Source organism: Actinomadura rubrisoli (assembly GCF_004349215.1).
Classification (GTDB): Bacteria; Actinomycetota; Actinomycetes; order Streptosporangiales; family Streptosporangiaceae; genus Spirillospora; species Spirillospora rubrisoli.
This window is the reverse complement of the sequence record NZ_SMKU01000298.1, coordinates 1-11636: the sequence shown is the minus strand read 5'-3', so window position 1 is coordinate 11636 and position 11636 is coordinate 1. Positions and strand designations below refer to the sequence as shown.

General features: G+C 72.2%; 11 protein-coding genes. 4 read left to right on the top strand and 7 right to left on the bottom strand.

Annotation, left to right across the window (positions count from 1 at the left end; translation table 11 throughout):
- Positions 1-87: 87 nt before the first annotated feature.
- The gene (locus E1298_RS36345; RefSeq protein ID WP_243726026.1) at positions 88-1554 is read right to left on the bottom strand and encodes a sensor histidine kinase; all 1467 of its coding nucleotides are present in this window, start codon (positions 1552-1554) and stop codon (positions 88-90) included.
- On the bottom strand, positions 1551-2204 hold the full coding sequence (locus E1298_RS36340) for a response regulator transcription factor (protein WP_131901512.1): 654 nt from the start codon (positions 2202-2204) through the stop codon (positions 1551-1553). Before E1298_RS36340 ends, E1298_RS36345 begins: the two co-directional genes overlap by 4 nt.
- Positions 2205-2408: 204 nt before the next feature.
- Between E1298_RS36340 and E1298_RS48720 the strand changes: the two genes are divergently transcribed.
- Positions 2409-2585, top strand: coding sequence for a hypothetical protein (locus E1298_RS48720; protein ID WP_165975842.1), 177 nt, complete (start codon positions 2409-2411; stop codon positions 2583-2585).
- 77 nt (positions 2586-2662) lie between these two features.
- Here E1298_RS48720 and E1298_RS36335 read toward each other — a convergent pair whose 3' ends face one another.
- The 3 genes from E1298_RS36335 to E1298_RS36325 are packed head-to-tail and all read right to left on the bottom strand — an operon-like array spanning position 2663 to position 5553.
- Complete coding sequence (locus tag E1298_RS36335; RefSeq protein WP_131901510.1) at positions 2663-3472, bottom strand: inositol monophosphatase family protein; 810 nt, start codon at positions 3470-3472, stop codon at positions 2663-2665.
- Positions 3469-4410, bottom strand: a complete 942-nt coding sequence (locus E1298_RS36330; protein ID WP_131901507.1) for a ferrochelatase — start codon at positions 4408-4410, stop codon at positions 3469-3471. Before E1298_RS36330 ends, E1298_RS36335 begins: the two co-directional genes overlap by 4 nt.
- Positions 4411-4470: 60 nt before the next feature.
- Positions 4471-5553 carry a lytic transglycosylase domain-containing protein gene (locus E1298_RS36325; protein WP_243726025.1) on the bottom strand — a complete coding sequence of 361 codons (1083 nt, stop codon included), beginning with the start codon at positions 5551-5553 and terminating at the stop codon, positions 4471-4473.
- Between the two features lie 393 nt (positions 5554-5946).
- Between E1298_RS36325 and E1298_RS36320 the strand changes: the two genes are divergently transcribed.
- Positions 5947-7158 (top strand): MFS transporter, encoded by a 1212-nt coding sequence (locus tag E1298_RS36320; protein WP_131901505.1) that lies wholly within the window; start codon positions 5947-5949, stop codon positions 7156-7158.
- Positions 7159-7167: 9 nt separating this feature from the next.
- On the top strand, positions 7168-8478 hold the full coding sequence (locus tag E1298_RS36315; RefSeq protein WP_131901503.1) for a D-arabinono-1,4-lactone oxidase: 1311 nt from the start codon (positions 7168-7170) through the stop codon (positions 8476-8478).
- Positions 8479-8525: 47 nt separating this feature from the next.
- Here the strand turns inward: E1298_RS36315 and E1298_RS36310 are convergent, their stop codons facing one another.
- Together E1298_RS36310 and E1298_RS36305 are read right to left on the bottom strand one after the other, a co-directional pair.
- On the bottom strand, positions 8526-9482 hold the full coding sequence (locus tag E1298_RS36310; RefSeq protein WP_131901501.1) for an IS481 family transposase: 957 nt from the start codon (positions 9480-9482) through the stop codon (positions 8526-8528).
- A 103-nt stretch (positions 9483-9585) separates the two neighbouring features.
- Complete coding sequence (locus tag E1298_RS36305; RefSeq protein WP_131901499.1) at positions 9586-10482, bottom strand: hypothetical protein; 897 nt, start codon at positions 10480-10482, stop codon at positions 9586-9588.
- A 442-nt stretch (positions 10483-10924) separates the two neighbouring features.
- On the opposite strand from E1298_RS36305, the gene sepH reads away from it, so the two are divergent.
- The coding region (sepH, locus tag E1298_RS36300) for a septation protein SepH (protein WP_243726024.1) at positions 10925-11636 on the top strand (712 nt) is incomplete at its 3' end.

Below are 11636 nucleotides of genomic sequence, written 5' to 3'. Positions count from 1 at the left end.
CCCTGGCACCGGCCCGCCCTGGCGCCGACCCGCCCTGGCGCCGACCTGCCCTGGTGCTGGCCTGCTCTGGCGCCGGCCCGTCTGGACTCAGCCGGGCGGGAGGCGGACGGTGACGATCAGCCCGCCGCCCGGCCGGGGCGCCGCGTACACGGCGCCGCGGTGCGCCAGCACCACCGAGCGGACGATCGACAGGCCGAGCCCCGCGCCCTTGGCCGACTCGACGCGGTCGGCGTTCAGCCGCCTGAACGGCTCGAACAGCCGCTCCACCTCGTAGGCGGGCACCACCGGGCCGGTGTTCTCGACCTGCACCGTGGCCCAGCCCTCCAGCATGCCGGTGCGGATCCACAGCTCGCCGCCGTCCTCGTTGTGCTTGACGGCGTTCTCGACCAGGTTGGACACCAGGTGCTCCAGCAGCACCGGGTCGCCGAGCGCCGTCCCGGACGCCAGCTCGGGGTGGACGGCGACGTCGTTGTCGTGGTCGCGGCGGGCGGAGTGCTCCAGCACCGTCGCCGCCACCTCGGCCAGGTCGGCCGGGGCGCGGGCGGTCAGCTCGCGCTCGCTGCGGGCCAGCAGCAGCAGGCCCTCGATGAGCCGCTCGTGGCGGGCGTTGGTGGCCAGCAGGGTCCGGCCGACGGCGCGCAGGTCGTCGGAGACCTCGGGGTCGCCGAGCGCGACCTCCAGCAGCGTCCGGTTGATCGCGAGCGGGGTGCGCAGCTCGTGCGAGGCGTTGGCGACGAACCGCCGCTGCGAGTCGAACGCCTGCCCGAGCCGCTCCAGCATCGCGTCGAAGGTGTCGGCCAGCTCCTTGATCTCGTCGTCCGGGCCCTCCAGCGCGATCCGCTCGTGCAGCGTGCTCTCCGACAGGCGGCGCGCGGTCGCCGTGACCCGCTGGAGCGGGCTGAGGGCGCGGTCGGCGACGAAGTAGCCGAGCACCAGCGTGATGATCCCGACCCCGGCGAGGGCGACCAGCGACCGTCCCACCAGCTGCTTCATCGTCTGCTGGACGAACTGCTGCTGCAGATCGGCGGCGTCCTCCAGCGAGATGCCGGGGACGATGACCTTGACGTTGCCGAGGATGTTGGCCACCAGGACCGACATCACGAACAGCAGCAGCGCCCCGGCCATGAAGAACAGCAGCCCGTACAGCAGGGTCAGCCGCAGCCGGACGCTCATCCGCCCGGGCAGGGTCTTCAGGTCGGCGGCGAACGAGCCGCTCTTGGCGCCCTGGCTCGGCTGCGGGAACTGCTGCGGTCCCGGACGCCGCCACGGGCCGGTGCGGCGCCCCTCCTGGACGGACGTGGGCTGGGTGGTCTGCGAGCCCCCGGCGAGCCCCGCGGTGTCCTGGGCGGGCGCGCCGTGGGCGGACGGGTCGTGCACGGCGCCGTCCCGGGCGAAGGTGTCCCGGGCGGCGGTGTCGTGGGCGGAGCCGTCCCGGGACGTCCCGGTGTCCCGGGTCGCGCCGCTCTCCGGTCCCTCCGGCGCCGGCGGAGGGACCGGGGGCTCCGGGGCCTCGCCGGGCGACGGCTCGTTCTGCGGTGCGGATGCGGCGGTCACAGGCGGTATCCCACGCCGGGCACGGTCTCGATCACCGGCGGGTCACCGAGCTTCTTGCGCAGCGTCATCATCGTGACCCGGACGACGTTCGTGAACGGGTCGATGTGCTCGTCCCACGCCTTCTCCAGCAGCTGCTCGGAGCTGACGACCGCGCCGTCCGCGCTGAGCAGCACCTCCAGGACCGCGAACTCCTTGCGGGTGAGCTCGACGGGACGGCCGTCCCGCAGCACCTCGCGGCGGGCCGGGTCGAGCGTGACGCCGGCGCGCTCCAGCACCGGCGGGAGCGGCGCGGCGGCGCGGCGGCCGAGCGCCCGCACCCGCGCGATCAGCTCGGCGAACGCGAACGGCTTGGCCAGGTAGTCGTCGGCGCCGATGGACAGGCCCTCGACCCGGTCGTCCAGCTCGCCCGCCGCCGTCAGCATGATGATCCGCGCCGGGTAGCGCTGCGCGACGAGCTGCTTGCACACGTCGTCGCCGTGGACCCGGGGGAGGTCGCGGTCCAGGACGATCACGTCGTACTCGTTGATCCCGGCCCGCTCCAGCGCGCCGGACCCGTCGTAGGCCACGTCCACCGCCAGCGCCTCCCTGCGCAGGCCGGTGGCGATGGCGTCGGCGAGCACCCGCTCGTCCTCGACGACTAGAACACGCACTGCGTCCCCCTCCGGTCGGGGCCTTCTCCGCCCCGTGGTCCAGGTATGCCACGACGCTCGTAAGACGCCCGTAAACACCCGTTCAGATTGCCGTCCGCCGCCCTGCTTAGGCTCGGCGCAAGGATCCGCGAAAATTGCACCGGCGAACAGGTTTATCTTCAGCCTACGGCTGGGTAGGCATGGGCACGATCCGGGAGGAGGCCCATGGGCGAGTTGTCACGCATGATCCAGCAGCGGCTCGATGACGCCTACGCGTCGCTGCGAAGCGCCCACGCAGATGGAGACACCTATCTGGCGGACATCCGCCAGGAGGAGATCAGCGAGCTGCGCCGGATCGCAGCGAACCACGACATAGGCGTCGAACCACCCCGCTGCGACTGAGCACGCCCGACCATTGACGGAAGCCCGGGGCCGGCGGTCCCGGGCTTCCGCTCGTCGCGTCCGCCCTGACCTCGGGCTCAGTCTCTGAGGGGATCGAGCTGGGCGAGGAGGTCGTGGAGGGCCTCGAAGGTTCCGGGGCCCGCGGCGATGGTCAGGTCCGGGCCGGCGGGCGCGCCCAGGAGCCCTTCGACGCGTCCGCCCGCCTCCTGGACGATCAGCGCCCCGGCGGCCGTGTCCCACGCCTGGACGCCGCGCTCGAAGTAGGCGTCGAGCCGTCCGGCCGCGAGCGAGCAGAGGTCCACGCAGCAGGAGCCGCCGCGGCGGATGTCGCGGACGCCGGGCAGCACCCCGGTGAGCACCTGGGCCTGCCGGGCGCGGCGGCCCGCCGCGTACCCGAACCCGGTGGCCACCAGCGCCTCGGCCAGGGGCACGTGAGAGTTCACGCGGAGTTCACGCGTGCCCGGCGCGGCGTGCAGCAGGGCGCCGCCGCCGCGCGCCGCCGTGTACGTCTCGCCGCGCCGGGGCATCTCCACGGCCCCGGCGACCGCGGCGCCGTCCACCTCGGCGGCGATGCTGACCGCCCAGTCCGGCAGGTCGTAGAGGTAGTTGACGGTGCCGTCGATCGGGTCGATCACCCAGCGGACGCCACTGCCGCCCGCCTGCGTGCCACCCTCCTCGCCGAGGAAGCCGTCGCCCGGCCGCTCCTCCCGGATCCGCTCGATGATCAGCGCCTCGGCGGACCGGTCCATCTGGGTGACGACGTCGGTCGGGCTCGACTTGGTCTGGACGACGTCCGGGCCGCCGGCCGGGCGCTTGTCGACCAGCATCCGGCCGGCCTCCCGCGCGGTCGCCACGGCCAGCTCCAGCAGGTCCTCGGCCAGGCTCATCCCGTCTCCCCCGTCGTCCGGGCCGGGAGCGCCCCGACCTCCGCGAGCAGCTCGCGCGGGAGGGCGGCGAAGCGCGGGGCGGCGCCGGGCGTGGCGGCCCGCGCGAACGCGATCCCCAGCTCGGCGGCGCGCCCGGCCGCCTCCACGTCGAGGTCGTACTTGACTTCCATGTGGTCGGACACGAACCCCACCGGCACGGCCGCGACCGCGCGGACGCCCTCGCCGCGCAGTTTCTCCAGATGATCGGTGATCTGCGGCTCCAGCCACGGCTGGTCCGGGGACCCGCTCCGGCTCTGATAGACGAGATCCCAGGGCGTCCCCGGGGCGGCCTTCTCCGCGACGGTCCTCGCGGTCTGTTCCAGCTCCGCGACGTACAGCTCGTAGTTGGGCTGGGACAGCGGGACGCTGTGCGCGGTGAAGACCAGCCGGACGTCCCCCTGGAGGCGGCTAAGGGCGTCCCTGGCGGCGTCTACGAACGGTTCGATGAACCCGGGCCGGCCGCAGTAGACGGGCAGCTTGTCGATCTCGGGAGCGCCCGGCACTTCTTCACGCGCGCGCGCAATGTCGTTGAGGTACTGGTCGTTGGTGGAGTAGCCGCTGTAGGCGGAGGTGACGAAGGCGGCCGCCCGCCGGACGCCGTCGGCCGTCATCTGCCGGACGGTGTCGGCGAGGTACGGGGTCCAGTTCCGGTTCCCCCAGTAGACCGGGAGGTCCACGCCGTGGGCGGCGAAGTCGGCCTCGATGGCGGCCTTGAGCTCCCGGCATTGCTGGTTGATCGGGCTGACCCCGCCGAAGAGGTGGTAATGCTCCCCCACCTTCTCCAGGCGCGCGCGGGGGATGTTGCGGCCGCGGGTCACATTCTCCAGGAACGGGAGCACGTCATCGGGCCCCTCCGGTCCACCGAAGGACAGCAGGAGCAACGCGTCGAACGACGTCATGTCCTCCATCCAACCAGCCCCCTTCCGGTGCCCTGTCACCACCGCCGCGCGGGGCTTGCCTCACCTGAAGCGGGCGGCGTAGGCCCGGGCGAGGTTGAGGACCTTCTGGACGTACCAGTCGGCGTGGTTGTAGTGCCAGACCGCCCTGTAGAGCTGCTGGCCGCCCTTGCCCGCCCCGTTCGCGCACAGGTACTTGGCCGCGCCCGGGATCGCGTCGAAGGGGTTCATGATGTCGGCCTTGCCGTCGTTGTCGCCGTCCACGCCGTACGACTTCCACGTGGCGGGCATGAACTGCATAGGGCCGAGAGCGCCCGCGCTGGACGGGCCCGCGTTGCGGCCGTGGTCGCTCTCGACCTGACCGATCGCGGCGAGCACCGTCCAGGAGAGGCCCGGACAGCTTCTGGCGGCCTGCTTGTAGAGGTCCAGGTAGCCGCCGGGGCGGCCGCCGTCGCCGGACGTCTGGTACTTGCGCTCGTGCAGGTTCACCACGTTCGATCCCCGCCCAAGGATCCTGGTCACGGCGGTGGTGACCTTGGCGGGGCTGACCCCCGGCGCGTTGACCAGCACCGCGACGTTCGGGATGAGGCCCATCCGCGTCCCTGCCCTCTTGCTGACGAGCATGTCGATGCCGGGCAGGCCGAGCGCGCCGGAGCCGCCCATCATCAGGCTCGGCACCGTCCTGGCCACGACCGGGTATGGGAAGCCGCGGCTGAGCCGCAGTTGCTCGGCCGCCGCCGGGGACACCACGAACTGGTCCGCCGCCAGCGCCGACCACAGCTCGGTCTTCTTCGCGGTGCCCGGGGGCGTCCAGGAGCGGAACGAGGACGGGTCCACGGCGAACGCGTTCACCTGGCGTCCCTGGAGCTGGACGGCGCCGCCCGCGACCGCCACCGCGTCCCGCACCTTGGCCAGCTTGGAGATCCTGGCGAGCCGGGCCGCCGAGATCGGGCGGCCGCCGCCGACCGCCAGCACGTCCGGCGGGACGACGCGGCGCAGCGGGGCGACCTGCCCGCCGTCCGTCACGTTGACCGGGCCGCCAGGGCCGCCGCTCGGCGGCGGATCCGCCCGCGGCGAGGTCTCGGCGCCCGAGCCGCCCTCGTCGTCGGTCAGGGCCGCGTACAGGCCGCCGGAGGTGCTTCCCACGATGAGCACCGCGATGCCGGCGACGGCCAGCGGCAGGCCGCGGCCGCGCGGCCGGGCCCCGGCCCGCGGTTTCCGCCGCTTCGTCTGGCTTGGCGCTGTCCGAGCGGGTGGCGGCGAAGCGACGGCTTCGGCCTGTTGCTGGGCGATCGGCACCGGCTGTCCGGCCGGTGCCGCCTTGGCGGGCGCCTTCTTCGCGGCCGCGCCGGCGACGCTGCCGCCCGGACCGGATGCGCGCGGTGCTGGTGGAGGAGCCACAACATTTCCCAACGAGTGTCGCTACGGGTGGGTTGCACGTCTTCTCACATCATTCCCCCAGGTAACGTGATCATGGGGCTGAAGTCGAACAACATGCCCCGGGGGCGCCCCGGCTCCCGGGGACGGGAGGAGAACCGGGTGACCAGTCCGTACCGGGAGCTGCTGTCGGTCCCCGGCGCCCGGCTCTTCGTCGCCGCGGGCTTCGTCGGGCGCATGTCGATGTCCATGGTGGGGATCGGCATCGTCCTTCTCGTGTCCGCGGTTACCGGATCGTACGGTATCGCCGGTGCCGTCACCGCCACCCTGTGTGTCGCTTATGCGGCCGGTGCACCGCTCAGCGCGCGTTTCGCCGACCGGTACGGGCAGCACCGCGTCCTGGTCCCGGTCGTGCTGGCCAACACGGCCAGCTTCGGCCTCCTGATCGCCTTCGCGGAGATGGACCTGCCCGTCTGGACGCTCTTCGTCGCCGCCGCCGCGGCGGGGCTGTCACAGGTGTCGCTGGGCGCGTGGGTCCGGGCGCGGTGGGCGTACGTCCTGCGCGACACCCCCGCGCGCATGCACACCGCCTACTCGTTCGAGTCGGTCGTGGACGAGTGCATCTTCGTCACCGGGCCGATGCTCGTCACGGTGCTGTCCACCAGCGTCCACCCGGCGGCGGGCCTCGGCGCGGCGGCGGCCTGCACGCTGGCCGGCTGCCTGGCCCTCGCCGGCCAGCGCGCGACGGAGCCGCCGCCGCGGCCGCGCGAGCCCGGAACCGGCGGCGGCGTGTGGCGCAACCCCGGCATCGTGGTGATCACGCCGGTGTTCCTGATGCTCGGGATGGTGTTCGGGGCGATCGACGTCGGCGGGGTGGCGTTCGCGGAGGAGGAGGGGCACAAGGCGCTCGCCGGCGTCCTGCTGGGCTGCTACGCGCTGGGCAGCGGCGCGGCGGCGCTCTGGTACGGGGCGCGGCACTGGCGCAGCCCCCTGTCCCGGCGGTTCCTGGCCGGTCTCGGGCTGCTGATGGCGGGGCTGATCCCGCCGGTCCTGGTCGGGAACCTGTATTTGATGATGTTCGTGGTGTTCTTCTCCGGGCTGGCGATCTCCCCGACGATCATCCCGGGGTTCGGGCTGGTGGAGCGGCTCGTCCCGCAGGGGATGCTGACCGAGGGGCTGGCGCTGGTCTCCACGTCCGTCGGCCTGGGGGTGGCGGTCGGGTCCTCGGTGTCGGGGCGGGTGGTGGACGCGCAGGGCTCGCGCGCGGCGTTCCTCGTCCCGCTGGGGTGCGCGGTGGTCGCGGCGGCGGTCGGCCTGGCGGGCGCCCGGGCGATGAGCAAACGTGAGCTTTCCTCACGTTCATTGGCCGAGTAGAGTCGGCGCATGTCCCCCGTGACCCACCGGAAATGGCAGAACTGGGCGGGAAACCAGCAGGCCACGCCCCATCGCGTCGCGACGCCGCGCACCGCCGCCGAGGTCGCCGAGACGGTCCGGTCGGCCGCCGCGGACGGCCTCACCGTCCGGATGACCGGCACCGGGCACTCCTTCACCGGAGCGGCCGTCACCGATGGCGTCCTGCTCCGCCCGACCGCGCTCACCGCGGTCCGGTCCGTCGACACCGCCACCGGGCTGGTCACCGTCGAGGCGGGGCTCGCGCTCCACGCGTTCAACCGCGTCCTCGACGAGCACGGCCTCGCGCTGGCCAACATGGGCGACATCCAAGAGCAGACCGTCGCCGGCGCCCTCCAGACCGCCACCCACGGCACCGGCCGCGACGCCGCCGGTCTCGTCTCCCAGGTCGCCGCGCTGGAACTGGTGCTCGCCGATGGGAACACCGTCACCTGCTCCCCGGACGAGCGCCCCGACCTGTTCGACGCCGCCCGCGCCGGTCTCGGCACGCTCGGCGTCGTCACCGCCATCACGTGGAAGACCGTCCCGTCGTTCCTCCTGCGCGCGCAGGAGGAACCGATGAAGTGGGACGAGGTGCTCGCGCGCCTGGACGAGTTCGGCTCCGCCAACGAGCACTTCGAGTTCTACTGGTTCCCCCACACCGAGGGCTGCCTGACCAAGCGCAACAACCGCGTCGAGGGCCCCGCGAAGCCGCTGCCGGGGTTCAAGCACTGGCTGGACGACAAATTCCTGTCCAACACCGTCTTCGGCGCCATCAACCGGCTGACGCACCGGGCCCCCGCGGCGACACCCTTCGTCAACGGCATCTCCGCCAAGGTGCTCGGTGCCCGCACGTACAGCGACACGTCCTACAAGGTCTTCACCAGCCCCCGCACAGTGCGCTTCAAGGAGCAGGAGTACGCGATCCCGCGCGAGCAGCTCGTGCCGGCGCTGCGCGAACTGCGCGCCCTGTTCGACCGCAAGGACTGGCGGATCAGCTTCCCCATCGAAGTCCGGCTCCTGCCGCCCGAGGACGCCTGGCTGTCGATGGCGTACGGACGCCAGACCGCGTTCATCGCCGTGCACGTCTACAACCGCGACCCGCACGAGGACTACTTCCGCGGCGTCGAAGACCTCCTGACGGCCCTGGACGGCCGTCCCCACTGGGGCAAGCTCCACACCCGCGACGCCGCGTACCTGGAGAAGGTGTACCCGAGGTTCGGCGCCTTCCAGGCACTGCGCGACGAGCTGGACCCCGACCGCCGCTTCGCCAACCCCTACACAAGACAGGTGTTCGGCGACTGACCACGCGATCTGGCCGATGGGGCACCCCACCGGCCAGATCGCCCGCGCTAGGTGTATTGACCTTCAGCGTTGTTGACGCGGGTGATGGGTGGTTGGCCTGCGAGTGCGGTGTGGCATCGGTGGTGGTTGTAGGTGTGCAGGAAGTCTGCCAGGGCTGCGGTGCGTTCGGTGTTGCTGGTGTAGGGGCGGACGTAGGCCCATTCGTCGGTCAGGGTGCGGTTGAAGCGTTCGACCTTGCCGTTGGTCTGGGGCCGGTAGGGGCGGGTGAGGCGGCCGGAGGCGCCCAGCTCGTCCAGCGCTTGTCGCCAGGCGGTGGATTTGCGGTAGGCCCAGGCGTTGTCGGTCAGCACCCGCTCGATCCGGTCGATGCCGCAGGTGGCGAAGAACGCCGCCGCCCGGCGCAGGAACGCCGCGCAGGTGGCGGCCTTCTCGTCGGGGTGGATCTCGCTGTAGGCGATGCGGGTGTGGTCGTCGACGGCCGAGTGGATGTAGTCGAACCCCATGCCCGCGCGGGTGGCTCGCCCGGCGCGGCGGCCCAGGACCTTGTGGCCGCCGCCGTCGGGGATGCGGCCGAGTTTCTTGACATCCACGTGCACCAGCTCGCCGGGCCGGTCGCGTTCGTAGCGGCGGATGATCTGGCCGGTGGGGCGGTCCAGCCAGGCCAGCCGGTTCAGGTGGTGGCGGGTCAGCACCCGGTGCACGGTCGAGGCGGGCATGCCCAGGATCGCCCCGATGCGGGCCGGACCGAGCTTGCGGTCGCGCCGCAACGCGCACACCTGCTCCTCCTCCTGGGCGGGGGTGCGGTGCGGGGTGCGGTGGGGCCGGCTGGAGCGGTCGTGCAGCCCGACGTGGCCCTCGGCACGCCAGCGGGCCACCCATTTGTGCGCGGTGGCCCGCGAGATGCCCATCTCCGCCGCGACATGGGCGACCGGACGACCCGACTCGACCCGCTCGACCAGCAGACGACGGCCGTGAACGGTCAACCGGGCGTTACGGTGGGACATGAAGACCTCCGTGCGGTGAAGACTCGACACCTCCACCACACCGGAGGTCTTCCTATCGATCAACCACCATCACCCATGTCAACAACGTCCATGATCAATACACCTAGGGCGTGGTCCGTCCCTGAGGGACGTTCTGCTCGTCGCCGTTCTGCCCACCAGAGCTCTTCGTCGGCCCGGGCCCGGACGGGGTGGACGTCGTCGGCGTATTCGTAGGCCGCTCGGACGGCCGCTCGGACGGCTCCCCGGTCTTCCCACCGGTCGGTCCGGTGCTGGGCACGTCCGACGACGGGGTGTCACTCGGAGTGTCACTCGGCGAACCACTGGGCTCCGTACGCCCGGTCGACGGGGTCTCCGATGGCGTCTCATGCGTCTGCCCGCCACCGCCGCCGAACACCTTGGTGACCGTCAGGCCCTTGCTGTGGTTGTTGATGGGCTTGCCGGTCGTCGCCTCGTACACCGAGATTCCCGCGATGACGATCGCGAACACCACCGCCGACGACACCGCGAGCCGCACCCAGTTCGCCTTGGCCCACGCGACCGTGCTCTCCAGCGCCGACCGCCGGACCACCTCCCGCACCGCCCCGGTGCCCGCCGCCTCGGCGAGCGAGTCCGCGACGGTCTCGGCCGGCGTACGGTCCAGGCGCGTCGCGTTCGGGTCCCCGCCGAGCGGAAGGTCGAGCCGCGTCGCGCTCGGGTCGCCGGCGGACCACACCACCGTCCGCGTCGGGTCCGCGCTCACCGCGTCGGCCGCCGCGCCGTGCGCCGCGTCCCGCTGCTGCGCTTCCGCCTGAAGGTGCGACAGGTCCTTGAGCTGCTCCTTGCCCTGGTCCAGGAAGTGCTTGCACACCGCCGAGCCCGCCGTGGAGGCCACGCTCATGAACGCCGCGCCCAGGATCGTTCCGTACACGCCGAGGAACGACGCGCCGACGGCCGCGGTGAGCGTCGCCACACCGCTCGCGATCAGCTGCGTCGTGCTCAGGTCGGGCAGCTTGCGCTGCATTGACTGATTCCCCCTATCCAATCCTCCGCGAATACCCCGAACCGAAACTAACCGGGACTTCTGGGTGTTCCGTGCACGGACGTGATGCTCGCAACGTCAAACGGGTGGAGCTCAGGGGCCCCGTCAGGCACAGTGTGGAAAAGGATGCACAAGAATCAGGCAGGGCGACCCCGGCCGGACCCCGTCACCGGCAAGCTTGGTCAGGTGCCCTCTTCGGCCTCGTGAAGGGGGCTTCGAGAGCGGCGATGTTCGGACATGCCGGGTACGGTGCTGGCAGCAGGTGTGTCCGAAAGAGAGACTCGGGAACCCGGGGGAAGGGCACGCATGCGCCCTCGGCGGGCATCGGACGACCGGCCGGTGAGAGCACGATGGAGGCGGGCTCCTCACCGGACGCGTGGTCGGACGCCCTCCGTGCCGTCAGGACAGGGCAGGAAGGACACGCATGCAGGAGCTGCGCCTCGTCGCGGTCAGCGAGGACGGTACGTACCTCGTCCTGGCCACCGCGGGCCGAGGCACCCGGTTCACCCTGCCCGTCGACGACCGGCTCCGCGCCGCGGTGCGTGGGCACTTCTCCCGCCTCGGCCAGTTCGAGATCGAAGTGGAGAGTCCCTTGCGTCCCAAGGAGATCCAGGCCCGTATCCGCTCCGGCGAGACCGCGGAGGAGATCGCCGAGTCGGCGGGCATCCCCGTCGAACGCATCCGCTGGTTCGAAGGGCCGGTCCTACAGGAACGCGAGTACATGGCCCAGCAGGCGCAACGCGTCGCCGTCCGCCGTCCCGGCGAGTCGACCCCGGGCCCGCCCCTGGGCGAGACCGTCGAGGAACGCCTCGGCCGCGGCGGCGTCGACCTCGAGGAGGTCGAGTGGGACTCCTGGAAGTGCGAGGACAACACCTGGCGCGTCCGCCTGTCGTTCTTCGACAACGGCCGCCCCCACGCCGCCGAGTGGGTCTTCGACCCGCGCCGCCGCCACGTCTCGCCCCTGGACGAGATCGCCGCCCGCCTCACCGCCGTCGAATGGGACGACGAGGCCCTCTCCGACACCGTCACCCCGCTCGTCCCGCGCCGTCCCGCCATGAAGGTCGTCTCGGACGGCCGCGACCTCCCCGCCCGCGGCATCCCCGAGACCGACCAGCCCGCCGACCGCTCCCCCGAAC